Raw genomic sequence first — 22,861 nt, 5'->3', positions numbered from 1 at the left:
TTTTCTCCCGCGGCAGTCGTTCCTGGGGCGTGTCCGGGAGCAACGACGGCGACGACGACAGTTGGCTCGACCGGTGGCGACGCCCGCTCGTGCTCGGCGGGCTCGCACTCGCGGGAGCCGTCGGCGCCGGACTGGCGTGGGCCCACCGACGCGACCTGCCGCCCGAGGAACTCGAGCCGGAGTACGCCGAGGGCGAGGACGACTTCCTCGACGTGGCCGGCATGCGCGTCCACTACCGCGACGAGGGCCCGCGCGACGCGCCCGCCCTCCTCTGTCTGCACGGGACCTTCTCCTCACTGCACACCTGGGACGGCTGGGTCGAGGAACTGACCGACGAGTACCGTGTCGTGCGCCCGGACCTCCCGGGCCACGGCCTGACGGGCCCGCACCCCGAGAATCGGTACACGATGGCCGCGTACGTCGCGTTCGTGGCCGCGTTCCTGGACGAACTCGGTATCGAGGAGTGCGTCGTCGCCGGGAACTCGCGGGGCGGCGAGATCGCCTGGCAGTTCGCGCTCGACCACCCCGAGCGCGTCCCCGCGCTCGTGCTCGTGGACTCGATGGGGTTCCCGATGGCCTTCGACAGCCCGTTCGGTATCATCGAGTTGCCGTGGGTCCCGAACGCCATCGCCCGGCTGACGCCCCGGCGGCTCATCCGCCGGAGCGTCCGCGACATCTACGGCGACCCTTCGCGGGTCTCGCCCGAACTGGTCGACCGCTACCACGACCTCATCCGGCGCGAGGGGAACCGCGACGCGGGCGTCGAACTCGTCCGGCGCGACGTGAACGCCGTCCACCGCCACGGGGAACTCGCCGACCTGCGGGTGCCGACGCTGGTGCTGTGGGGCGAAGAGGACTACCTCATCCCGCCGTGGTTCGGCGAGGACTTCGCCGAGACGCTCCCGGACGCCGAACTCACCACGTACGCGGACGCCGGTCACACGCCGATGGAGGAGATTCCCGAGCGGACGGCGGCCGACGTGCGGCGGTTCCTCGGTGCGCGGCTGGACGGCGAGGGATGACCGGTGCGCTCCCGGCCGTCGCCGGGTGCGCGCGGTCAGTCGAGGGGGGTCACTCCAGGTACGTCGAGACGTACGGACCGTCCTGGAAGTAGCCCAGCTTCTCGCGGTAGTACTCCCGGACGCCGATGCCCGAGATGACCGAGAGCTTCGAGTAACCCGCGTCGCGGGCGCGCTGTTCGGCCTCGTGCAGGAGCTTCCGGCCGTACCCCTGGTGCTGGTGTGAACCGCCGTCGCCGTCGCCAGCCTGCCCGACGCCGACCTCGTTGCCGTAGACGTGCAGTTCGCGGACCAGCGCCGCGTCCTCCAGCTCCCGGCGGACCGGCTCATCTGGGAACCGGAGCCGGCAGAACCCCACCAGCAGGTCCTTCTCGAAGTCCTCGTAGCTGATGAACTGCTCCGTGCCGCCGGCGGCCTCGTACTCGATGGTGTCGCGGGTCACGTGCTCGGGCTGCTCGTCGTTCATCCCGACCTCCCGGCAGCGGATGCACTCGCACTCCCAGCCGTGGTCGTCCATCGCCTGCCACGCGAGCTGCCGGAGGTTCGACTTCTGGACCCCGGCCTCGATGTGACCGGCGGGGATGTCGCGCTGCACCCGCTGGAGGCGGACGTACCGCGGCAGGTCGGCCATCACCTCGGCGACCAGTTCGGCCGCGCGCTCGCTGGACAGGGGCTCGAACTCGCCGCGGCGGTACATGTCGTAGGTGACGGTGTCGTCGACCACCAGGGTGGGGTATATCTTCAGGTAGTCCGGCCGCCACGCCGGGTCGCTGAACAGCTGCCGGAAGTCCTCGACGACCATCCGCTCGCTCATCCCGGGCTGGCCGGGCATCGTGTGGAAGCCGACCTTGAACGCGGCGTCCCGGAGCCGGCGGTTGGCGTCCATCGACGCCTGCACGCCGTGCCCGCGGTGCATCTCGCGGTTGACGCGCTCGAAGGTGGTCTGGACACCGACCTCGACCTTCGTCCCGCCGAGCGAGAGCATCCGGTTGACCTGCTCCGGGTCGCACCAGTCGGGCTTCGTCTCGAACGTGACGCCGATGCAGCGCACGTCGCCCGTCTCGTTCGCAGCGATGACGTCTTCGAGGTACCGGAACTCCGGCACCCCCTCGGGCGCGAAGCTCTCGGACTCCGAGGGCGTCGCCTCCGCCCCCGGGTCGAACTCGTTCATCGCCTCCAAGGCCCGCTTGACGAACCACTCCTGGTAGTCGTGGCTCCGGGCGGTCATCGTCCCGCCCATCACGATGAGTTCGACCTTGTCCACGGGGTGGCCGATCTTCCGGAGCTGGTTCAGTCGCAGCGTCACCTGCCCGTACGGGTCGTAGTCGTTCTGCTGGCCGCGCGCCGCGGCGGGTTCGTCACCGGTGTAGCTCTGCGCGCTGGAGAACTCCGAATCGGGACCGCCCGGACAGTAGAGGCACTGCCCGTGCGGGCAGTTGTGCGGTGCCGTCATCACCGCCACGGGGGAGACGCCCGATGCCGTCCGGACGGGCTTGCGCCGGAGGACCGACTCCAGCTCGTCACGGCGCTCCGGGATGGCGTCCATGATGTCGCTGTTGCGCGGCACCTTCGGCGCGCCATGGCGCGAGCAGGCGTCGAGCTTGGCGCTCTCGACCTCGTCGCGCTCGAGGTCGCCCGCGAGGACGCGCTCGGCCAGTTCCTCGATGACGCGCTGGAACGCCTCGGTCTCCTCCGGTGGCTGGTCGGTGTCGGTGCTCATCGTCCGCTGGTTGCTGGTGTTCGGGTGGGCGCGGGCAAATGTCTCCCGGTCCAGACCCCCGGCCCGGTAGACGCCCCCATTCTTGTGGGTCCCGTGAGTCACCGCGCCCATGAGCGACGACGACCCGATTCCGCGGGGGGTGGGCCGTGACACCCTCCTGGAAATCCTCGCGGGCTGGTACGAGGCTGGCGCCGCCGAGGCGCCGGTCCACACCGGCACCGTCGCCGAACGGACCGGGCACCCGGACGCGACCGCTCGGCAGACGCGCTTCTTCGAGGCCATCGGTGCGCTGGAGCCGGCCGACGACCAGCAGCACCGTCTCACGGAGCGCGGGACGCCGCTTGCGGCCGCCCTCGCCGACGGCGAGGGCGACCTCGCCCGTGAGCGCGCGTACGGGCTGCTCGCGGCCTGGCCGCTCACGGTCCGCGCCCGGGACCTCCTGCGTGGCGACCCGCTCGGTGAGGACGACCTCCTCCCGCGGCTGGCGTCGTTCGCGGACGCCGACCTCGACGCCTCGCGCGACCGCGTCGGACTCCGGACTCTCGTCGACGTGTGGACGTGGGCGGGCGCGCTCGACCGGACCGACGACGGGCGCTACCTGCCCGGTCGGGTCGACCCGGGGAGCGGTGGTGGGGGGCCGGGAACCGACGCAGGTGGAACGGCCGACGAGACGGTCCGTGTCGGCCTCGAACTCTCCGTCGACCTCGACGCCGAACAGGTCTCCGAACTGGTTGCGGGCGTCAAACGCGGTCTCGAAGCGGGCGAGGGGGCCCACGTCGAGACCAGCATCTCCGGCGCGGACGTGGCGGTCGGGCCGCCCGGCGACACCGACGGCGAGGAGTAGCTACCGGCCTCCCTGCGCCACGGCGGCGGGGTAGGCCACCGACAGCGCCTCCGGGACCACCTCGCAGTGGAGGTCGGTCAGGTCCGGCAGCGGCGTCCCGTCGATCTCGGCCGGGAGCGTCCCGCTCGCCGCGCCGGTGCCGGCGCCCGCCCGCACGTCGAACGTCCCGCCGGTGAAGTGGTGGACCGCGGAGTGGTCGAGATGGTCGCCGTTCCGGGCCGCCCGCGCGATGGCGAGCGCCTCACGCCCGCCCACGGGTTCGAGAACGAGCGCGTGGAGTCGGCCATCGCCCGGGCGCGAGTCAGGCAACAGGCGCGTCGTGCCGCCGCGGTAGCGCCCGCCACCGACGGCGACGAGGCGGGCCTCGCCCGCGAACAGGCGCTCGTCGGCGCGGCCCACCCGGACCGCGACGGGGTCGGCGAACAGCGTCGCCGTCGCCGTCCCGAGAAGGTACGCCAGCGGTCCCGGGAGCGCACGGAACCGCTCGGCACCGTCCAGCGCGTGCCGGAACAGCCCGACCGTCACGCCCAGCACGGAGTACCGGGCCTCGGTCGGCGGCTCCGTCTCCACGGCCGTCAGTTCGAGCGGCCGCCCCACGACGCCCTCGCCCAGCCGCGCGGCGAGTTCGCGCCAGTCCGTGTCGCCGTACAGGTGCCGGTAGACGCTGTTGCCCCGGCCCGCCGGGACGACGAACAGCGGCGGCGGGTCCCCGCCCGTCTCCTCGCTCCACGCGTACAGCGCGCTCGCGACTTCCCGGAGCGTGCCGTCGCCGCCGACGCTGACGAGCAAGTCCACGTCGCCCGCGAGTGCCCGCGTCGCCCGGGGCACGTCGCCGGGACCCTGCGTCACCTCGCGCGCGACCGTGTCGCCGTAGCGCGCGGCGAAGGTCCGCGCGAGCCGCCGGCCCTCCCCGTCGCCGGCGGTCGGGTTGACGACCGCCCCGACGCGCTCGGGGAGGGTCGGGGTCGCACCCGCCCGGGCGACCGCGTCGGTGTCGGCACCCGCGTCAGCGTCGGCGTCGTCGCTCATGGTCCCAGCACCGCGTCCACGTCCGCCAGCGTGGCGTCGGTCTCGGTCACGTCGCGCACCTCGCGGGCGACGCGCTCGGCATCGTCGCGGTCGGTGCCCCGCGCTTCCATCGCGTCGGAGAGCTTCCGGCGGGCGATGGCGCGGGTCTCGTCGAGCGCCCGACCCGCGAACCCGGGCGGGTGTTCGCACGTCTCGCTGAACTCGCGGCCGTCCGCGAGCCGGACGGTGACCCGCGCGCCCATCGCCTTGTCCGCCCCCGAGAGGTCGTCGGGGAGCGGGCGCTTCCGGACGAACCGGAGCAGCGTCGGGAGGTTCTTCAGTGCGGTCACGGGCCCGACGCTCTTCGCCGAGTACGGGATGACCTTCCAGCCGACCCGTCGGAGCATCGCGCCCAGCGGCACCTCCGACCGGAGCGCCCGCATCGTGAACTCGGGGTCGTGTTCGATGTGGACACGGTCGGCCAGTTCCCAGACGGCCTCGTCGCCGACGCGCTCCGGGCGCAACTGCCGCGGCGTGTGTTCCCCGTCACGGAGCGCCACGGCCACGTTGTACGGGATGGAGAAGTTGAGCGACGCGAGCGGGCTCTCGGTCCGGTCGGTGTACCGGGTCGCGAGCTGGTCGACCTCGTGGCTGAACAGGGAGCCGTCGACGCGGACACCGGTGATCTCCGCGTGGTCGGTCTCCGGAGCGACGGCCTCGCGGACCTCTCTCCTGACCTGCAACGCGGCGTGGACGGGTGCCGTCACGTACGCACAGCCGGGGTACGGCTTCACCGTCACGGCGCGGGTGTGCCAGCGCTCGCCCAGCCCCCCGAGGAACTCCGGGAGCGGCAGGTCCGAGAACTCCTCGAGGAAGCCGTCCTCGGCCTCCAGGATGTCGGTGTTCCCGGTCAGACCGTTCCGCGCGGCTGAGACGGCCGACAGCCCCGCGAGCGTCGGTTCGGCCGCCGAGAGCACCTTCGCATCCGACCCGAGGAAGTCCGGGACGAGCGGCCAGGGCGGTTGGCCCAGCGCGATGGCGATGGCATCGGCCAGCGTCTCCGCGTCGTCGCCCTCCACCACGCCGCGCGCGACGGCGGCGCCGACGCTGTGGACGTAGGCGGTCTGCTGGCCCCGGAACGGGCCGACAGCGGCCGCGCTGGCGACCCGCGCGGCGATCTCGTTGGCCGCGACGTGGGCCCGGAGCGCGCGCCGCCCGGGGTACTCGAGGTCGTCGACGTGGGTCTCCGCGAACAGGTACGGGACGAGCGCGGCGCTGTGGCCGGTATGCCCCCCGAGGACGGTGTCGTCGAAGTCCATCGCCATCGCGAGCGCGGCCGCGCCGTAACACGCCCCCCGGACGGGCATCGGCCCCGCACCGGGCAGGGTCGCGGTTGCGCCCTCGTCGGCCGGGAACTCCGCCCGGACGGTGTCGAGGACGTGGTCGCCGATGGGATGGTCGAGCGTCCAGACCGCCGCGCCGACGGTACTGGTCAACTGCGCGGCCGCGGCCCGCCGGACCGGAGCCGGGATACGACCGAATCGGAGCCCCGCTGCCCACTCGGCTGCGGTCTCGACGAACGGGCGGCGATCGGGGTCGGCCTCCTCGGGCGCCTCCACCGCGCCCCCGGCCGCCACCGCGTCCTCGGGCGGTGCGTCGTCGCTCGCCGCCGTGGACTCGCCGGGTACGTCCGTCGCCATCAGGCCGCCCCCCGTCGGTGTCGCTGCGGAGTCGTGATACGGCGTCTCATACCGGCAGGTGCGCCGAGAGTGACTAATCGGTGTCGGTCATGCGGGCGGCAGGCAGCAGGCGGGCTCAGATGGTCTCGATGTAGATACTGACCGACCCGTCGGCTGCCCCGGATTCCAGTTCACCGCCGGCGCGCTCGACGAGCACGTCCGCGACCGAGAGCCCCACGTCGCTGCCGACCCCGCCGAGTAGCTGGTCACCACCGTCGGGCGTCGTCTGCCCGGGGACAGTGACGTTGACGACGACGCCGTCACCGTCGAGTGCCGCGGAGAGTGTGGCCCGCCCGCTGGCCGCGAGCGCGTCCTGCAGCAGGGCGTTGACGGCCTCACCGAGCGCGGGCGAGGAGCGGACGGTCACGTCGGGGAGCGGTTCGGCCACCGAGACAGCGGCGTCGGCGTGGGTGGCCCGGAGCTGTTCGGCCTCGGCCCGGAGCAGCCGCGGGAGGTCGATCTCGCTGGGTGGCTCGTTGTCGGGGCCCGCGATGGTGCTCACCTGTTCGACCAGCGTGACGATCTCCTCGCCCCGGAGGCGTGCGTCCCTGAGGTCGTCACCGACCTGCGGGTCGTCGGTCCGGTCGCGCGCGAGTTCGACCTTCGCCAGCAGGATGTTCATCCCGTTGAGGAGGTGGTGTCGGAGCAGCCGGTTGAGATGGTCCAGCTTCTCGCGCTCGCGCTCCAGTTCCTCTCGCTGTTGCTCGGTCCAGACCTCGTAGAACCCGATTCCGAAGCCGGCCAGCGCCCCGCAGACGACGGTGCTCGTCAGCACGAACACCGGCTGGTCGATGACGTACCCCTCGCGCTGGAGGAACAGTGCCAGTCCGCCGAGCGTGCCGATGCCGGCCATCCCGGCTCCACTCCACTCCAGCATCCGCGTCGCGGTCCGCTCGTCGAGTTCGTCCGTCAACAGCACCCAGAGACCGGCGCCCACGAGCGCGATGGCGAGGAAGGACGGAAGGACCGTTCCGAGCGTGATGGCGAGTCGGCTCTCTGTCGGGTCGTAGGCACTCCAGACGACGAACAGTCCGGCCACACCCAGCCCTGTCAGGACCGTAGCGCTCCCGAGTCGCCGGAGGCCTTTCATCGTCTGAGATAGGAAATCGCGCGCGTAAAAAGAGACGGGGTGTTATCAGTCCGTGAAAATACCCCGCTACAACCGCTCGCCCCGGTCGGCAGCCCGGACGACGACCGTATCGGCCGCCAGGTCACCGAGCCGCTGTTTGTCATCCGTGAGGTAGATGGCGACGAGGCCGACGATGTAGAACACCGGCAGCACGTCGACGATACGGAGCACCGTCCGGATACCGGCGTCGGTGTAGTCACACGGGTCGCCTCGTTCGGTGACGACGACCAGTTCGAAGACGTGTTTCCCCACCGTCTTCCCGTACGTCCCTTCGAACACGAAGAAGTAGAGGAGGAGCAACAGCCCGGTCAGGCTGCCTCCGAGTTCGGGAGGGAGACTGAACGCCCCCGCCACCAGCCCCCCGACGATAGCGACGAGGATGGCGTCGACGACGAACGCGCCGACGCGGCGTAACACCACGTCGTCCTGCGTTCCCATCTGCGGTTTCGGTCGCTCGAACAGCTCCATGACGCGCCGTGCGTGACGCCCCATTATAAAGCCCGGCGGGTCCGTCCGACGCGTGTCCGCCCTCCCCGCGCGTCGCGCACGGTGCCGTCCCCGCCCGCGGTCGTTCGCGACGGCCGCCCCACCGCCGAACCGGTTTGAGTCCCCGGGCCCTCCACGGTGTATGCGACGACGACAGCTCCTCGGCGCGCTGGGTGCTGCCGGGGCGACGGGGCTGGCGGGCTGTACCGGCGACGGTGGTGGCGCCCCGGGAGGTAATGGGTCGGGCACCGGGGACGGAGCCTCGACGACCGGCACCGGGACGCCGTGGGACCTCCCCGACCACGTCGCCCTGACGGGACTGGACGCGGAGCCGGTGGTCGGCCCATCTCCCGGCGAGGCACCGGGTCTCGTGGTGGGCTTCGAGGACCCGTCCTGTACCGTCTGCCAGCGGTTCGAGAAGAACACGTGGCCGAGACTGGAGTCCGAACTGGTCGCGAGCGGGCAGGTCAGCTTCGTCTACCGGGTGATGCCCATCACGTATCAGTGGGGCAAACCGGCGACACAGGCGCTGGAGTCGACGTACGCGTTCGCGCTCGAGGCCGGGCAGGACCGCGACGCGCCGGCGTTCTGGGGACTGAAGGACGCGTACTACACTGAGCGCGAGCGGTTCGCGTCGGGCGACGTACTCGCGGAGACGGAGGCCTACCTCGCAAGCGAGACCGACCTGGATGCGGGGGCCGTCGTGGCGGCCGCCCGCGAGAAGCGTCACGATGCGGCCGTGCAGGCCGACCTCGCGGCGGGGAACGAGGCGGGCGTCAGCGCGACGCCCACGTTCTTCCTGTTCCGGGAGGGCGAGTTCCGGACGGTTATCAGGGGCGCACAGAGCTACGACGTCTTCGCCACGGCGCTGGGGTTCTGATGGCGGGACGCTCGTTCGCGGTCCGGCGCTCGCTCCCTCGACTGCCGACCCGAAGCGACGACTGGCGGCTGATGGCCCGGACCGCGCGGCTCGTCCTTGGCGGGCCCGCATACGCCGCCCTCGCGCTGGTGGGTGCGGTCGTCGCGCTCTCGTTGTTCGTCTTCTCGCTCAACCTCCCGCTCGTCGGCTTCGCACTCTCGCCCGGCATCCCGCTGGCCGACCGGCTGACCCTGCTCGTGGGGCTCTACCCCTTCCTCGGCCCGGGATTCGGCGTCGTGCAGGGCGTCCTGTTGCTCGTCGTGGCCGCGCTGGTCGGCGTCGACGTGTCCATGGCGGTCTACCACGTCCGCGAGCACGACCTCTCGGCCGCGAGCGGGAGCGGCCTCGTCGGGGTCGTCCTCGGGACACTCGGCGCGGGCTGTGCGGCCTGCGGGTCGGCCGTGCTGGCGGGCCTGCTCGCCCTGCTCGGCATCGGGTCGCTGACCATCCTGCCGCTCGACGGGCTGGAGTTCGCGATTCTCGGGCTCGTGGCGGTCCTGCTGTCGATATTCTGGCTGGCGGACGGGATGCGTGGCGGGGAGATACGGGGCTGCCCGGTCGGCCTGTAACGGCGTGGATGGCCGGATGTCGAGCGGCGGCGGCCGCATCGACCGGATTGCGACGCTCGAACCGGTCGCGGGGTTTTTCCTCGGTCGACCCCGTTGCCGGGTATGGAGTCACGGGAGCGAGCGTTCCGGGAGTTCGCCACGCTCGTTCGGGACCGGGAGGGGTCGTTCGTCGACCGCGTCGACGAGGCGCTAGAACTGGGGCGCTCGGCGCTCGGCGTCGAGTACGGGTCGCTCGCCCGCATCGACGACGGGGAACACACGGTCCTGGCCGTCGCCACGGCGGGGGACGCGCCGGCCGCCATCGGCGGCAGCCGACCGCTCGGGGAGACGTTCTGCGAACTCCCCGTCACGGACCGTGAGCCGGTCGCGTTCGGACACGTCGAGGATGGACCACCCGGCACCGCCGACCGGACGGTCCACACCGACGACGGGTTCTCCTGTTACGTCGGCGCGCCCGTCACCGCCGACGGCCGCGTGTACGGCACCTGCTGTTTCACCGGGCGGGCCCCACGGGACCCGTTCGCCGACTGGGAGCGCGAGCTGGTCGCGGCGCTCGCGAGCTGGATGAGCGACGGCCTCACCGCCCGGGCACGGGAGCTCGCCCTCGACTCGGAGAGCGACCGGCTCGACGGCTTCGCCGCCATGATAGACCACGACATCCGGGAGCCGCTCTCGACCGCGCGGGGGCACGCACAGCTCGCACACGAAGCGGCGGCCGGCGGCGACCAGGACGAGGTCGGCCGACACACCGAGGCCACCGTGACAGCGCTCTCGCGGACCGAGCGGCTGGTGGCCGACCTGCTCCGGCTCGCCAGCGATTCCGAGCGCGCGGGCGGGACGGGTCCGGTGGACGTCCGCACGGCCGCCGAACACGCCTGGGGCGAGGCCACAGACGGCGAGCCGCGCGGCCGGCTGACGACCGAGCCCGGCGTCCGCGTCCCAGCCGACGAATCGCTGTTGAAGCGGCTACTGGCCGAGACCTTCCGGTTCTGTCTCGGGTCGGCCGGCGACCCGGGCGACGGTGACGACACGGGCGGCCTCCACGTCCGGGTCGGCGCACTCGGCGACCGACCCGGGTTCTTCGTCGCGGACGACGGGCCGGGATTCCCGGGCGAGAGCGGGGACCGGCCGGTGGCGGGGGAGCGGGGGCTCGGTCGCATCGAGCGTATCGCGGCCGCTCACGACTGGGCGGTCACCGCCGGACTCAGCGCGGCGGGCGGCGTCCGTATCGAGATCGAGACAGACGAGGGCGTCTGGCCCACGTCGGCGATGTCGAGCCACACACGGCGCGAGCCGACATCCGGGCAGGACGATATCGAGGGCGCCCCCGACACCGAGGAGGGGGAGGCGGAGGCCGACACCGGTGCCGGCTCCGACTGAACGGAGGAACGGCGACACGTCGGGGCGAGGCGCCCCGGGGCCACGCTCAGACGCTCGCGTCGACCGTCCGGCCCCCGTCCCTCAGTTCACCGCGGAGCACCGAGAGGAAGGCCTCGGGGAACTCCCCGTGCGGGAGCAGGTCGGCGGCCTCCAGCACGACCAGTTTCACGTCGGCTGTCCGTGCCAGTTCGCGACCCTGTGAGAGGGGTGTGACCTCCGAGGCGCCGCCCCAGCAGACCGTGATGGGCGTGCCCGACTCGCGGATGTCGCCCAGCAGTGCCCCGAGGTCGGCGTCGAGATTGAGGAAGCCGCTCAGGAACGACGCCGGCGCGTAGCGGGCGCCCGGGACGTGCGTGGTCGCGTAGTCGTACGCGACCCACTCCTCCGGGACCGCGGCCGACGAGGAGAACCCGTGGTCACCGAGGAAGTAGCGGATGGACGCCTCGGAGCTGATGAGGTTGTGGACCGCCTCGCCGACCAGCGGCGCGCGCAGCAGCGACCGGATGGCCGGCGAGCGCCCCGGGAACGCCGTCGTGGTCGGAGAGACGAGGAACAGTTGCCGGGCAGGCGCGCCCTTCTCGGCGACGGCGGCGGCCGTGTACGCGCCGACGAGCGAGGACGCGACGACCGCTGGCGGCTCCGGCTCGTCGTGGGGGGCCGCCTCGTCCCCGCCGACCGTCCCCTCGGCCACGTCCCGGAGGAAGTCCGCGACGAAGGTGACGTACAGCGTCGCGGAGTACAGCAGCGGCGGCCGGTCGGAGTGGCCGAATCCGGGCAGGTCCGGCGCGAGGACGTGGTGGTCCTCGGCGAGGTCGTCGACGACGTAGCGGAACTCGTGGCTGGAGCCGGCCGCGTTGACCCCGTGCAGCAGGACGAGTGTCGGGTCGGCCGGGTCGCCGGCCTCGGTGTAGGCGATATCGAAGCCGCGCCAGCGGTAGGTCGCGAGCGGCCGGCCGAGTGGCGGTTCGAGGTCCTCGGCGTCGCCACGGAGGAGCGCGTTCCCGCCAGCGACGGCACCGACGGCACCAGCGGCCCCCAGCAGGGCGTTCCGGAGTTTCATACCTGTCCGGAGGACCGCCCGCCGGGTAAATCCTATCGACCCGGGGCGGGACTCCCCGACCGCGGCCGCCGGGGCATCCCACGGTCCCAGGGCACCGGCGAACGGCGACCCGGGGGTTGAAGCCGTTCGCACTGCAGCCTCCCGTGTATGCGACCCTGTGTGGGCCACGTCCGGGGGGGACGCTGGTTCGCTGCCGGGCTGGTCGTCCTGCTCGTCCTCTCGGCGGTCCCCGCCGTCGGACAGGCTGGGGCGGACGACACCCAGGCTGCCCCCGACTACAACATCGACTCGGTCGATGAACTCGACTACTACAACAGCCGTGGGTTCGCCGACAGGAACGGCGACGGGCGGGTCGTCGTCGCCCTACGGGGGACGTTCAACATGAGTCGAAGCCGTGACCCGACGCTCCGGTTCGACGGGCCGGAGCCGTTCGTCCTCCGGGGGACCGCCGACGCCGGGTTCCGGGACGTTCCGGCACCGCTCGTCAGGAGGTCCGGCGAGGGGTCGCTCGTTCTTCGCAACCTCTCCATCGCCGACGTGCGGGCCGAGCAGCCAGCCACCACCGTCGTCGCCGGCGGCCCGCTCACCATCCGGAACGTCACGCTCCGGGATACAGTTCACCGGGCGCGCTACGCCTCCGACACGTTCACCGAGACCCACCGGGTCGCTGCGTACCGCGCCGGGGGCGACGTGCGGGTCGTCGACAGCACCGTCCGACGGGCCGACCACGCGGTCCGTGCCGGCGGGTCGCTCGTTCTCCAGAATGCCACCATCGCCGACATCGACACCGGTGCCAACGGAGCCGTCACGGCAGTCGAGCGGGCGAGGGTGCTGCATTCGACCATCGTGAACGCCTCCGGCGCCCGCGGTGGAGGGATCGCTGCGGACCGCGTGACGGTCCGGAACTCCACGCTCAGGACGGTCAGGGCGGGGTACAGCGGCGGTGCTATCAACGCCGAGTCGGCCGCCCGTGTGGTCGACAGCACCATCCGGAACGCCGAGGCTGGCCGCAACGGCGGCGCCGTCGCCGCTGACGGGACGGTCGTCCTCCGGAACGCCACTATCGTCGACGCGGCGTCGGATCAGGGGTACTCGCTGTACGGCTACGGCCCCCACTCGCTGACGGTGGTCGGCTCGCATCTCGAGAACCTCGATCCGGTCCAGTTCGGCTACGGAGGTATCTCCGACGGGCGGGTCACCATCCGAGACAGCCGTCTCGTGAACGTGAGTCGAGTTCACGCGGCCGACGTGGACGTGCGCGGGTCCACCGCGGCGGGCCGTCTGCGACTGACTGGCCGACTGATCTCCGTCCGGAACAGCACCCTCCGGACCGTCAGGGGTATCGACGGGAGCGAGGTGCTGATAACCGACTCCCGGTTCCGTCGGTCCGACCGGGTCGTCGGGTCCGAGTCGATCACCGTCCGGGGCTCCGTGTTCGCCGAGTCCGCTGGGCTCGCCGGCTTCGCAGCCAACGACGGACCGCTGGAGGTTGTCAACTCCACGTTCCACGGGACACAGTCGCCAGCCGTCCCGCCGACCGACTACCGCACGCTCGACCGGGTCAACTTCATCGAGGCCACACCCCCCGTCTTCGTCGGTCGGGTTCCGAACCGGACCGACGTGTTCGTCGACACCACCAACGACACTGAGCAGGCGGAGGAGTGGGACGCGGACGTGTTCTGGAGCCGGGACCAGCCGTTCCCCTCCATCCAGCGGCTCGATGTCGGTCCGACCCCTACCGCGCCCGTATCACCGACCGCAACCCCCACGCCGGAACCGACCGTGTCGCCCTCGAGGACAGCGACCACCATCCCGACCGCGGCTGCCGAGGGGGGCGGGGCCGCGGGGGACGACCAGAGCCGGGGGAACCCCGGACGCCAGGGTGCGGGAGCCGCCGCGAGCGGGGCCGCCGGCGACGGTACCGGCGCGGTCCCCCCTCTGGCGACGATGATGGGCGTCGCGGCCCTGGCCATCGTGTCCACCACGGTCATCATGATATTCTTCGCTCTCCGGAGCTGAAATCGGCCGATAATTCTTCAGAATTGGGGATTAATCTATAAATAGAGGAGTAATCGAAGAACAGAGACTCTGTCACGGGCAGTGTCAGGTGGAGGTGACGGGCTAGGCCCCGTCCTCGGACCGGCCCCCCAGACAGTCCCGGAGCGGCTGGACGACCTCGTCGGCGACGGTGTAGGGGTCCGTCTCACGGGCCATCACGTCCTCGACGAACGCGTCGATGCCGCCCTGTGCCTCGAGTTCACGCTCCAGCAGGGCCCGGGTATCCTCGCGGAGGAGCCGTCGAATCTCCTCTGCGTAGCGCTTGCGCGTCTTCGCTTCCAGTTGTCCGGTCCGTTCGAGGAAGTTCCGGTGTCCGTCGAGCGTCTCGAGGAAGCCCTCGACGCCCTCGCCGGTGTTGGCGACCGTCTGGACGACCGGCGGCACCCACGCCTCACCCTCGTCGGTCTCGACGGGGCCGCCCTGGTCGGTGGTCGAGCCGGGCGTCCCGGCCGACCCCGGGCCGGTGATCTCGGCACTCGGGTCGGGGTCGGTACCGCCGCCCCCCGCCGTGCCCCCTTCGTCGGGGCCGTGGTGGCCGCTCGCGTCCGTCGCATCCGTGCCCGCGCCGTGGTAGCCGCCCGTACCGGCCGCGGGCGAGGCGTCGCGCATCATTATCATCTCCTTCAGTTCGGAGACGGTCCGGTCAGCCCCATCGAGGTCGGCCTTGTTGACGACGAACACGTCGCCGATCTCGAGGATGCCGGCCTTCAGCATCTGTACGTCGTCACCCGACGAGGGCGGGACGAGGACGGCGACGGTGTCGGCGGTCCGGACGATGTCGATCTCGTTCTGCCCGGCGCCGACGGTCTCGACGATTATCTTGTCCTTGCCGAAGGCGTCCAGCGCCTTCACGGCATCCGTCGTGGCGGTGGAGACGCCGCCCAGTTGCCCGCGAGCGGACATCGACCGGAAGAACACGTCCATGTCGCCGACGTTGGAGGCCATCCGGATGCGGTCGCCCAGGACGGCCCCGCCGGTGAACGGCGAGGACGGGTCGATGGCGATGACCCCGACCGTGAGCCCGCGCTCGCGGTACTCGGCGGCCATCTTGTCGACGAGTGTCGACTTCCCCGCGCCCGGGGAACCGGTGATGCCGACCACGTCGGCGTCGCCGGTGTGCTGGTGGAGCTCCCGGACGAGGTCGCGGTAGCCGGGCGAGCGGTTCTCGATTTTCGTGATGACCCGCGCGAGGGCGCGGTGCTGCCCGTCGAGCAGGTCGTCTATCAGTTCGCCCATCCTCTGGCTACCGGTCGTGAGCGTTCTCGCGAACGAAGTCGATGGTCTCCTGCATCGACGCGCCCGGGCCGAATATCTCCGCGACGCCCTCCTCCTTGAGCCCCGGCCGGTCGTCCTCGGGGATGATGCCGCCGACGATGATGAGGGTGTCCTCGAAGGCGCCGTACTCCTTCAGCCCCTCGACGATCTTCGGGACGAGCGTGTTGTGTGCGCCCGAGAGGATGGAGATGCCCAGCACGTCGACGTCCTCCTGAACGGCTGCCTGCACGATCTCGTCGGGTGCCTTGTGGAGGCCGGAGTAGATGACCTCGAAGCCGGCGTCCCGGAACGCCCGCGCGATGACGTGTGCACCACGGTCGTGGCCGTCCAGTCCGACCTTCGCGACCAGGCACCGGATGGTCCGCTGCTCGGGTTCCTGTTCCGTGCTCATATGCCCCACTGCGGGCGGGTGGCGTTTGACTCTAACGGAGGTTTCGGCCTCCTCGTTGCTGTTTGTTCTGACGCAACCGTGGTTGTAATCCTGGGCGTGGCGGGGGTGATATCGGGGCGGTCCTCGGCGGCCCGGGCCGCTACCGTCCCTTCGCCAGTCGCTCGCCGGTCTGCTCGGGGAGTCCCGCCTCCCGGCAGGCCGTCTGCACCGCGGTGATGTCGTACTCCACGCGGTGCAGGTGGGCGACCATCGGGTCCGGGGCCGTGTCGACGACGGCGTACGCGGCCCGCGGGTCGCCATCCCGGGGCTGGCCCACGCTCCCCGGGTTGAGAATGAGGCGCCCGTCGATAGTGGCCTCGTGCTGCTCGTGCGTGTGGCCGAGGATACAGGCGTCGTGGTCGTCGAGGTAGGGGCGCATCTTCGGGAACGAGTGCGGACGGACGTACTGGTCGACGTGTTCGGGATGGTCGTGGACCATCAGCACCCGGTCGCCGGCGAGGTCGACCGACCGTGGGAGGCTCCGGAGCCACTCGAGCTGGCCCTCGTTCAGCGCCTCGGAGGCGAGTTTGAGCCCCTCGTGGGCCATCTTGTTCATCGAGTACCGGTTCGGGGTATCGGCGTTCCGGTCGTGGTTCCCCTCCACCGTCGCCGAACATCGCTCGCGAACGAGGTCGACACACTCGGCGGGCCAGGGGTTGTAGCCGATGACATCGCCCGCACAGACCAGCCGGTCGACGGGTGGCATGTCCTCGAGTACGGCCTCCAGCGCGACGAGATTGGCGTGGATGTCGGAGATGACCCCGAGTCGCATACGGCGGGCTACTGCGGGCGGTGATAACGGTCTTGGGGTGGCACGCGACTCACCGGACCACGTCCAGTCCGGAGCCAGTATCGAACTCGTCGGTCACGTCGTCCTCGCCGCGCGTGAACAGGTCGTCGTCGAGGTCGTCATCGGCGAACGCGACGTGCGGGTGCCGTTCGGGCGCCGGTTCGTCGGGCCGCTCGATACGGAACAGGAACAGCTCGTGCATCCGCGTCGCCGTGTGCCGGTAGCTGCGGAACGTCGTCCGGGCGTCGCCCGCCGTCCCGCCCACCTCGCCGCGGCCGTCCGCCCCGTCGAGGGCGTCCACGCCGGCGTCGATGGCCGCGTCGATGGCCGCGTCGTTCGGCGAGTGGGACCGCAGGTGTGCCAGCACCGGTCCGCCCGGCCGCCAGTCCGGCGGCTCGCCCGACACCGGCGTCGCGAGGGCGTCCCCGGCGAGGGCCTCGGCATCGGGCGACAGCCCCTCGTCGTCGCGCCCGACGTGGGCCACGACACGGCCCCGGAAGCGGTGGAGGTCGTCGGCGAGGCTCCCGAACTGGACCCGCGTCCCCAGCGCCTCGGCCAGGGCCGCGGTCACCGCCTCGGCGACCCGCTCGACGGTGTCGTCGGTCGTCTCCGTGGCCGCAGCCAGCGGTCCGCGCCCGCCGCTCTCGCCGGCCGCAACCTCCGTCGCCCGGCCGTGTTCGACGGGGACGACGGCGTCGGGACCGAACCGGTCACGGGTGTCCGGGAGCCAGCCCGACTCCGCGCCGAGCAGCGGGGTCGGCGGGTCCGCGGCCTCGACGGTCGGAACACAGACCGCAGGGCTGGCGACGCCACCCCGGAACGTCGCGGCCAGGTCCGCCGCCACCGCGACGGCGGCCGGGTCCGTCCCGTCGACGGTCGCCACGAGCACGTCGTACCGGGCGAGTTCGTCGCTACAGAACCGCTGGAGCCGGTCCGCGGCCGCAAGCGTGAGCTGTGGTCGGCCGCCACGGTCGGGGCGGTTCAGCGACTCCACGACGTGCCACGCCGCGGGCTCCCAGTCGGTGACGGTCGTCTCCTCCCCCGGCAGGTCGACCCCGACCGCGTCCACGTCCGTCGGGACCTGTCCGGTGAACGCGTCGCCCCGGAGCCGTCGGCCGATGCCCGTCAGCCGGTCGGTGCCCGCCGCGCCGATGCCGACGACGGCGACCTGGACGTCCTGTACCTCGCCCGGTGGTGTTGCCTCCCCGTCCCCCTCGAGAACCTCCTCGACGATGTCCCGCATGGGTGGGTCGTGGGCCGCCACCGGCAAGAATCTACGTCAGACGATAGCACGGGTCCCCCACCGGCCCGTTCGGTAAATTCTTGCCCCGGACTCTCGCAACGTGACCTGTATGATCGACATCGACGACTCGCCGCTCTGCCGGGACGGCAAGGTGCTCATCCTCGCGTACGACCACGGCCTCGAGCACGGGCCGGTCGACTTCGAGGAGGTCCCCGAGAGCGCGGACCCCGAGCGGACCTTCGAGGCCGCGACCCACCCGGCCGTCACGTCCATCGCGGTCCAGAAGGGCATCGCCGAGGCCTACTACGAGTCCTACGAGGACGACGTGGACCTGCTGATGAAGCTCAACGGGACGTCGAACCTCTGGATGGGTGAGCCGGACTCGGCCGTCAACTGCTCGGTCGACTACGCCTACGACGTCGGCGCCTCCTCGGTCGGCTTCACGCTGTACGGCGGCTCCAACAACGAGATCGAGATGGCCGAGGAGTTCGCCCGTGCCCAGGAGGCCGCTCGTGACTACGACCTCCCGACGGTCATGTGGTCGTACCCGCGCGGCCAGGGGCTCAAGAACGACACGAAGCCCGGCACCATCGCGTACGCGGCGCGCCTCGCCCTCGAACTCGGCGCGGACGTGGCGAAGGTGAAGTTCCCCGGCTCGCAGGACGCCATGGAGCAGGCCGTCCGGATGGCCGGCCCGACGAAGGTCGTCATGTCCGGCGGCTCGAAGACCTCCGACCGCGCCTTCCTCGAGGACGTGAAGGCGACCATCGACGCCGGCGGGAAGGGGCTGGCAGTGGGCCGCAACGTCTGGCAGCGCGAGAACCCCCACCGCATCCTCGACGCCCTCGAGCAGGTCATCTTCGAGGAGGCGACGGTGGACGAGGCGCTGGCGGCCGCGGAGTAACCCCGGATGGCCGACCAGGATACGGACCACGCGCTGGCGCGGGCCGACGCGACGGTACGGCGCGTCGTCGAGACGGTCGCCGAGACCGCGCCGGACGTACGCGGCGGCCTCGCCGGGCGCCGGATGTACGACCCGGACGCCGACGAGAACCCCAGCGGCGAGCGCCAGCTCGCGGCCGACCTCTACGCCGACGACCTGCTGGAGGACCGCCTGCTGGCCATCGAGGGCGTCGGCGGCTACGCCAGCGAGGAGCGCGAGGAGATGCGCCTCGCCGACGACGAAGGGTACCACGTCGCCTGCGACCCGCTCGACGGCTCCTCGAACCTCAAGTCCAACAACGCGATGGGGACCATCTTCGGCGTCTACGACGCCGCCCTGCCGGCCGCGGGCGACCACCTCGTCGCGGCTGGCTACGTGCTGTACGGCCCCATCACGACGATGGCACTGGCCGTCGAGGGCCACGCCAGCGAGTACGTGGTCGAGGACGGCACTCTGGAGTGCGACACGCCAGACCTCACCATCCCGGACGACCCCGTCGTCTACGGGTTCGGCGGCCGGGTCCCGGACTGGCCCGGCGACTTCGCGGCCTACGTCGACGCAGTGGAAGACGAACTCAAACTCCGGTACGGCGGGGCGATGATAGCCGACGTGAACCAGGTCGTCACCTACGGCGGTGTCTTCGCGTATCCCGCCCTGGAGTCGGCACCCGACGGAAAACTCCGGCTCGTCTTCGAGGGCGCGCCCATCGCGTACGTCATCGAGGCGGCCGGTGGAGCCTCATCGAACGGGGACCGCTCCCTGCTCGAGGTCGAGGCCGAGGAACTCCACCAGCGGGTGCCGGTCCACGTCGGGTCGACCGAGTACATCGAGCGACTCGAAACCGCACTGGACTGACCGACGACCGATTCGAGTCGGTCGGAGGGGGGGCGGAAACACTCAATTCCGGGAGAGTTCCAGACGATGGAAAACCCTTTCTCCGGCCCCCATGAGGGGCGGCACATGAAGGTACGCATCTCCGGGGATGCCAGCGCGGACGAGGCGGCGGCCATCGCGGACGCCTTCTCGCGCCACTCCGGGAGCGACACGGTCGAGGTGTACGTCGGAGACGCCGATGAGCCGGCCGCCACGCACGAGGTCACCGACCCCATCGACGACGGGAAGGAGCCGACCGAGCGCGAACGGGAGCTACTGGAGCAGATCGAGGAGATAGAGTCCGGTGGGAAGGAGAAGTACAAGGAGCGTCTCTCCGAGCAGGGCAAACTGTTCGTTCGCGACCGGCTCGACCTCTGGTTCGGCGACGGGGCCGGCGACGACAGCGAACTCGTGTTCGAGGACGGCAAGTTCGCCGAGTTCGACGCCGACGACGTGCTCCCGGCCGACGGTCTTCTGACAGGGGCAGCCACGTTCGAGGGGCGGGACCTCCACTTCATGGCCAACGACTTCACCGTCAAGGCCGGGTCGATGGCCGAGAAGGGTGTCGAGAAGTTCCTCCGGATGCAGCAGCGCGCGCTGAAGACCGGGCAGCCCGTCCTCTACCTGATGGACTCCTCGGGTGGCCGCATCGACCAGCAGTCGGGCTTCTTCGCCAATCGCGAGGGCATCGGGAAGTACTACTACAACCACTCGATGCTGTCCGGTCGGGTCCCGCAGATCTGCGTGCTGTACGGTCCCTGCATCGCGGGGGCCGCGTACACGCCCGTGTTCGCGGACTTCACCATCATGGTCCGCGGGATGAGCGCGATGGCCATCGCCTCCCCGCGGATGGTGCAGATGGTCACCGGCGAGGACATCGACCTGCAGGAACTGGGTGGCGCCGAGATCCACGCGAAGCACTCCTCCTCGGCCGACCTCATCGCGGAGAACGAGGAGCACGCCCGCGAACTCGTCGCCCAGCTAGTCACCTATCTGCCCGATAACAGCGACGAGCAGCCCCCCCGAACCGACCCGACTCCTCCGAAGTACGCCCCGAAGGGCATCGACGAAGTGATTCCCGAGGACCCGAACCGGGCGTACGACATCCGCGAGGTGACCGACCGCGTGGTCGACCGGAACTCGCTGTTCGAACTCCAGCCCGACTACGGCAGCGAAATCCTCACCGCGTTCGCCCGCATCGACGGGCGCCCGGTCGGTATCGTCGCCAACCAGCCCAACGAGCGCGCCGGCGCCATCTTCCCCGACGCCGCCGAGAAGGCCGCGCAGTTCATCTGGAAGTGCGACGCGTACAACATCCCGCTGCTGTACCTGGCGGATACGCCGGGGTTCATGGCCGGCTCGCAGGTCGAGAAGGAGGGCATCCTCGAGCAGGGCAAGAAGATGATCTACGCCACCTCCAGCGCGACCGTCCCCAAGCAGTGTGTGGTCCTGCGGAAGGCGTACGGGGCGGGCATCTACGCGATGTCCGGCCCGGCGTACGACCCCGAGTCGACCATCGCGCTCCCCTCCGGCGAGATAGCCATCATGGGGCCCGAGGCGGCCATCAACGCCGTCTACGCCAACAAGCTCGACGCCATCGACGACCCCGAGGAGCGCGCCCAGCGGGAGGCCGAACTCCGCGAGGAGTTCCGCGAGGAGATCGACGTCCGGAAGATGGCCAGCGACGTGGTCATCGACGAGGTGGTGCCGCCGAGCAGCCTCCGCGAGCAGCTGGAGCGGCGCTTCGAGTTCTACGAGGGTATCGAGAAGGACCTCCCCGACAAGAAGCACGGCACCGTCCTGTAGCGGGCCCTCGAGGGCCGTCCACGGCGCTACTGTTCTGTTCGCCCGACGACCCGCTCAGCCACCGATGACGATGACCCCATCGTCGGTCTCCGTGGCTTCGGGTGTTGGTGTCGGCGTGGGTGTCGACGTGGAGGTCGCGGTGCCCGTCGGTGTCGGCGTGGGCGACGCCGTCTCGACCGCCCCGCCGCCGTCGGGCGTCGCGGTCGGGGTGGCCGTCGAGTCACCCGGTGCCGTGGGGGTCGGGCCGGCCGGTGTCTCGGGGCTCCCGGCGACCGAGAGGTCGCCCACGCTCCCCACGCCGGCGACGGCCGCCATCCCGCCCACGAACAGCACGGTGCCGACCAGGAACAGCAGGCGCTGGTCGAGGTCGCTACCCGACTGCGACGTGTCCGCCGCGGACGAGTCTTCAGACTCCGTGGACGGGGGCATCGTCCCACCGTTGGGCACCTGTCCGGTTTAGGATACTGTGCCTAATCGCGGATTAGGGTCTGGTTAGCACGGACGCCGCTCTATGGACCGCAGATGAAATTGCAATATCTGCCCTTCCCATATATTATATCTAGAATAAATAATTTATGTTTGATATAAAAGAACCTATTCTCCTGTTTCCATTCTGTCGCTCGGCCACGCCTCGGCGTCCAGTGGTTCCCCGTCGAGGAACGCTGCGATGCCCTCGCGAGCGTCGTCGGTGGCACAGAGCCCGGCGAAGTGCTCGTTCGAGCGGTCCAGCGCCGCGCCGTACTCCATCCCGGCGAGTTCACTCACCGCGCGCTTCCCCCGGCGGAGCGCCTCGGGGCTCTTCGCGGCCATCGTCTCCGCGAGGTCCATCGCGGTGTCGACGTGTTCGCCCTGCGGCGCGACCCGGTTCAGCAGGCCCCACTCGCGGGCCGTCTCCGCGTCGATGAGGTCACCGGTCAGCAGCAGCTCCGTCGCGCGCTTCTTCGGGAGGCAGTCCAGCAGCGGCACCGCCGGGCCCATGCAGAACAGCCCGACCTTCGGTGCCGTCGCGCCGAGCATCGTTCCCTCGGCCGCCACCGCGAGGTCACACGCGGCGACCAGTCCGATGCCGTTGGCGGCGGCGTGGCCGTGGGCCGCCGCGACAACGGGCGTTCCCATCCCGTGGATGGTGTGGAAGGGCTCCTCCATCCGGGTGACCCACTCCTCGTGGGCCGCTTCGCTCGCGTCCGGGTCGTACTCCGAGAGGTCGATACCCGCCGAGAAGGCCTCGCCAGCGCCGTCGACGACGATGGCCCGGATGTCGTCCCCATCGTCCAGTGCGCGGAGGGCCTCGTCCAGTTCGGTCGCCAGGTCGGTGCTGAACGTGTTCATCGCCTCCGGCCGGTCGAGGGTGATGCGCCCGACGGAGGCCTCGCGGCGGACGGTCACGGTGTCGTAGCTGCCGTGTGCGTCGGTGCTCATACCCGGCACTACCGGCGAGTGCCTGAAAAAGGCGGACGCTAGTCGCGGTGTCTTGGCTCGCGAGTACAGACTGGAAGTCGGTCACGAGAGTCACGTCGCCCCCCGTCAGCAATCGGTGGGGAAGCCGAGCAGGCGCGGCAAGGGGGTCGAC

General features: G+C 71.0%; 21 protein-coding genes. 9 read left to right on the top strand and 12 right to left on the bottom strand.

Features of this window, described 5'->3' with window-relative positions:
* Positions 1–29 precede the first annotated feature (29 nt).
* Entirely contained in the window at positions 30–1,022 is a 993-nt protein-coding gene (locus NL115_RS14290; protein ID WP_254830021.1) for an alpha/beta fold hydrolase, read from the top strand.
* A 49-nt stretch (positions 1,023–1,071) separates the two neighbouring features.
* Here NL115_RS14290 and NL115_RS14285 read toward each other — a convergent pair whose 3' ends face one another.
* Positions 1,072–2,739 carry a tRNA uridine(34) 5-carboxymethylaminomethyl modification radical SAM/GNAT enzyme Elp3 gene (locus tag NL115_RS14285; RefSeq protein WP_254833097.1) on the bottom strand — a complete coding sequence of 556 codons (1,668 nt, stop codon included), beginning with the start codon at positions 2,737–2,739 and terminating at the stop codon, positions 1,072–1,074.
* A 109-nt stretch (positions 2,740–2,848) separates the two neighbouring features.
* Here NL115_RS14285 and NL115_RS14280 point away from each other — a divergent pair, with 109 nt between their 5' ends.
* Positions 2,849–3,583 (top strand): hypothetical protein, encoded by a 735-nt coding sequence (locus NL115_RS14280; protein WP_254830020.1) that lies wholly within the window; start codon positions 2,849–2,851, stop codon positions 3,581–3,583.
* Here NL115_RS14280 and NL115_RS14275 read toward each other — a convergent pair whose 3' ends face one another.
* The 4 genes from NL115_RS14275 to NL115_RS14260 form a co-directional block, all read right to left on the bottom strand.
* A complete protein-coding gene (locus NL115_RS14275) occupies positions 3,584–4,612 on the bottom strand; it encodes a diacylglycerol/lipid kinase family protein (protein WP_254830019.1) in 1,029 nt (342 codons plus the stop codon).
* Positions 4,609–6,291, bottom strand: coding sequence for an MmgE/PrpD family protein (locus NL115_RS14270; protein WP_254830018.1), 1,683 nt, complete (start codon positions 6,289–6,291; stop codon positions 4,609–4,611). The genes NL115_RS14275 and NL115_RS14270 overlap by 4 nt, the downstream gene beginning before the upstream one ends.
* A gap of 115 nt (positions 6,292–6,406) precedes the next feature.
* On the bottom strand, positions 6,407–7,420 hold the full coding sequence (locus NL115_RS14265; protein ID WP_254830017.1) for a hypothetical protein: 1,014 nt from the start codon (positions 7,418–7,420) through the stop codon (positions 6,407–6,409).
* Between the two features lie 66 nt (positions 7,421–7,486).
* The gene (locus NL115_RS14260) at positions 7,487–7,927 is read right to left on the bottom strand and encodes an RDD family protein (RefSeq protein ID WP_254830016.1); all 441 of its coding nucleotides are present in this window, start codon (positions 7,925–7,927) and stop codon (positions 7,487–7,489) included.
* A gap of 160 nt (positions 7,928–8,087) precedes the next feature.
* Between NL115_RS14260 and NL115_RS14255 the strand changes: the two genes are divergently transcribed.
* The 3 genes from NL115_RS14255 to NL115_RS14245 all read left to right on the top strand — a co-directional run bounded on the left by NL115_RS14255 (position 8,088) and on the right by NL115_RS14245 (position 10,813).
* On the top strand, positions 8,088–8,825 hold the full coding sequence (locus NL115_RS14255) for a DsbA family protein (RefSeq protein ID WP_254830015.1): 738 nt from the start codon (positions 8,088–8,090) through the stop codon (positions 8,823–8,825).
* Entirely contained in the window at positions 8,825–9,433 is a 609-nt protein-coding gene (locus NL115_RS14250) for a hypothetical protein (RefSeq protein ID WP_254830014.1), read from the top strand. Before NL115_RS14255 ends, NL115_RS14250 begins: the two co-directional genes overlap by 1 nt.
* 102 nt (positions 9,434–9,535) lie before the next feature.
* Positions 9,536–10,813 (top strand): GAF domain-containing protein, encoded by a 1,278-nt coding sequence (locus tag NL115_RS14245; protein ID WP_254830013.1) that lies wholly within the window; start codon positions 9,536–9,538, stop codon positions 10,811–10,813.
* A gap of 46 nt (positions 10,814–10,859) precedes the next feature.
* Here the strand turns inward: NL115_RS14245 and NL115_RS14240 are convergent, their stop codons facing one another.
* On the bottom strand, positions 10,860–11,873 hold the full coding sequence (locus tag NL115_RS14240; RefSeq protein WP_254830012.1) for an alpha/beta fold hydrolase: 1,014 nt from the start codon (positions 11,871–11,873) through the stop codon (positions 10,860–10,862).
* 147 nt (positions 11,874–12,020) lie between these two features.
* Here NL115_RS14240 and NL115_RS14235 point away from each other — a divergent pair, with 147 nt between their 5' ends.
* The gene (locus NL115_RS14235) at positions 12,021–13,892 is read left to right on the top strand and encodes a hypothetical protein (protein WP_254830011.1); all 1,872 of its coding nucleotides are present in this window, start codon (positions 12,021–12,023) and stop codon (positions 13,890–13,892) included.
* A 102-nt stretch (positions 13,893–13,994) separates the two neighbouring features.
* Here the strand turns inward: NL115_RS14235 and meaB are convergent, their stop codons facing one another.
* The 4 genes from meaB to NL115_RS14215 form a co-directional block, all read right to left on the bottom strand.
* The gene (meaB, locus tag NL115_RS14230; protein ID WP_254830010.1) at positions 13,995–15,167 is read right to left on the bottom strand and encodes a methylmalonyl Co-A mutase-associated GTPase MeaB; all 1,173 of its coding nucleotides are present in this window, start codon (positions 15,165–15,167) and stop codon (positions 13,995–13,997) included.
* Between the two features lie 7 nt (positions 15,168–15,174).
* On the bottom strand, positions 15,175–15,597 hold the full coding sequence (locus NL115_RS14225) for a cobalamin B12-binding domain-containing protein (protein WP_254830009.1): 423 nt from the start codon (positions 15,595–15,597) through the stop codon (positions 15,175–15,177).
* A 139-nt stretch (positions 15,598–15,736) separates the two neighbouring features.
* A complete protein-coding gene (locus NL115_RS14220; protein WP_254830008.1) occupies positions 15,737–16,408 on the bottom strand; it encodes a metallophosphoesterase family protein in 672 nt (223 codons plus the stop codon).
* Between the two features lie 49 nt (positions 16,409–16,457).
* Positions 16,458–17,669 carry a hypothetical protein gene (locus NL115_RS14215; protein WP_254830007.1) on the bottom strand — a complete coding sequence of 404 codons (1,212 nt, stop codon included), beginning with the start codon at positions 17,667–17,669 and terminating at the stop codon, positions 16,458–16,460.
* Between the two features lie 109 nt (positions 17,670–17,778).
* Between NL115_RS14215 and NL115_RS14210 the strand changes: the two genes are divergently transcribed.
* From NL115_RS14210 to NL115_RS14200, 3 genes are all read left to right on the top strand, one after another.
* A complete protein-coding gene (locus NL115_RS14210) occupies positions 17,779–18,573 on the top strand; it encodes a class I fructose-bisphosphate aldolase (RefSeq protein ID WP_254830006.1) in 795 nt (264 codons plus the stop codon).
* Between the two features lie 6 nt (positions 18,574–18,579).
* A complete protein-coding gene (locus NL115_RS14205; RefSeq protein WP_254830005.1) occupies positions 18,580–19,467 on the top strand; it encodes a class 1 fructose-bisphosphatase in 888 nt (295 codons plus the stop codon).
* Positions 19,468–19,572: 105 nt separating this feature from the next.
* Positions 19,573–21,291 carry an acyl-CoA carboxylase subunit beta gene (locus tag NL115_RS14200; RefSeq protein ID WP_254830004.1) on the top strand — a complete coding sequence of 573 codons (1,719 nt, stop codon included), beginning with the start codon at positions 19,573–19,575 and terminating at the stop codon, positions 21,289–21,291.
* Positions 21,292–21,345: 54 nt separating this feature from the next.
* Here NL115_RS14200 and NL115_RS14195 read toward each other — a convergent pair whose 3' ends face one another.
* The gene (locus tag NL115_RS14195) at positions 21,346–21,720 is read right to left on the bottom strand and encodes a hypothetical protein (RefSeq protein ID WP_254830003.1); all 375 of its coding nucleotides are present in this window, start codon (positions 21,718–21,720) and stop codon (positions 21,346–21,348) included.
* A 165-nt stretch (positions 21,721–21,885) separates the two neighbouring features.
* The gene (locus NL115_RS14190; RefSeq protein WP_254830002.1) at positions 21,886–22,710 is read right to left on the bottom strand and encodes an enoyl-CoA hydratase/isomerase family protein; all 825 of its coding nucleotides are present in this window, start codon (positions 22,708–22,710) and stop codon (positions 21,886–21,888) included.
* Between the last annotated feature and the right edge of the window lie 151 nt (positions 22,711–22,861).

This window comes from Haloglomus salinum (genome assembly GCF_024298825.1).
Classification (GTDB): Archaea; Halobacteriota; Halobacteria; order Halobacteriales; family Haloarculaceae; genus Haloglomus; species Haloglomus salinum.
Note: the sequence above shows the minus strand (reverse complement) of the source record. Positions and strands in the feature narration are given on the sequence as shown.

Coding starts and splice junctions, on each gene's coding strand:
- NL115_RS14285 (WP_254833097.1), bottom strand. CDS start 2,739: ATGAGCACCGACACCGACCAGCCACCGGAGGAGACCGAGGCGTTCCAG.
- NL115_RS14280 (WP_254830020.1), top strand. CDS start 2,849: ATGAGCGACGACGACCCGATTCCGCGGGGGGTGGGCCGTGACACCCTC.
- NL115_RS14275 (WP_254830019.1), bottom strand. CDS start 4,612: ATGAGCGACGACGCCGACGCTGACGCGGGTGCCGACACCGACGCGGTC.
- NL115_RS14270 (WP_254830018.1), bottom strand. CDS start 6,291: ATGGCGACGGACGTACCCGGCGAGTCCACGGCGGCGAGCGACGACGCA.
- NL115_RS14265 (WP_254830017.1), bottom strand. CDS start 7,420: ATGAAAGGCCTCCGGCGACTCGGGAGCGCTACGGTCCTGACAGGGCTG.
- NL115_RS14260 (WP_254830016.1), bottom strand. CDS start 7,927: ATGGAGCTGTTCGAGCGACCGAAACCGCAGATGGGAACGCAGGACGAC.
- NL115_RS14255 (WP_254830015.1), top strand. CDS start 8,088: ATGCGACGACGACAGCTCCTCGGCGCGCTGGGTGCTGCCGGGGCGACG.
- NL115_RS14250 (WP_254830014.1), top strand. CDS start 8,825: ATGGCGGGACGCTCGTTCGCGGTCCGGCGCTCGCTCCCTCGACTGCCG.
- NL115_RS14245 (WP_254830013.1), top strand. CDS start 9,536: ATGGAGTCACGGGAGCGAGCGTTCCGGGAGTTCGCCACGCTCGTTCGG.
- NL115_RS14240 (WP_254830012.1), bottom strand. CDS start 11,873: ATGAAACTCCGGAACGCCCTGCTGGGGGCCGCTGGTGCCGTCGGTGCC.
- NL115_RS14235 (WP_254830011.1), top strand. CDS start 12,021: ATGCGACCCTGTGTGGGCCACGTCCGGGGGGGACGCTGGTTCGCTGCC.
- meaB (WP_254830010.1), bottom strand. CDS start 15,167: ATGGGCGAACTGATAGACGACCTGCTCGACGGGCAGCACCGCGCCCTC.
- NL115_RS14225 (WP_254830009.1), bottom strand. CDS start 15,597: ATGAGCACGGAACAGGAACCCGAGCAGCGGACCATCCGGTGCCTGGTC.
- NL115_RS14220 (WP_254830008.1), bottom strand. CDS start 16,408: ATGCGACTCGGGGTCATCTCCGACATCCACGCCAATCTCGTCGCGCTG.
- NL115_RS14215 (WP_254830007.1), bottom strand. CDS start 17,669: ATGCGGGACATCGTCGAGGAGGTTCTCGAGGGGGACGGGGAGGCAACA.
- NL115_RS14210 (WP_254830006.1), top strand. CDS start 17,779: ATGATCGACATCGACGACTCGCCGCTCTGCCGGGACGGCAAGGTGCTC.
- NL115_RS14205 (WP_254830005.1), top strand. CDS start 18,580: ATGGCCGACCAGGATACGGACCACGCGCTGGCGCGGGCCGACGCGACG.
- NL115_RS14200 (WP_254830004.1), top strand. CDS start 19,573: ATGAAGGTACGCATCTCCGGGGATGCCAGCGCGGACGAGGCGGCGGCC.
- NL115_RS14195 (WP_254830003.1), bottom strand. CDS start 21,720: ATGCCCCCGTCCACGGAGTCTGAAGACTCGTCCGCGGCGGACACGTCG.
- NL115_RS14190 (WP_254830002.1), bottom strand. CDS start 22,710: ATGAGCACCGACGCACACGGCAGCTACGACACCGTGACCGTCCGCCGC.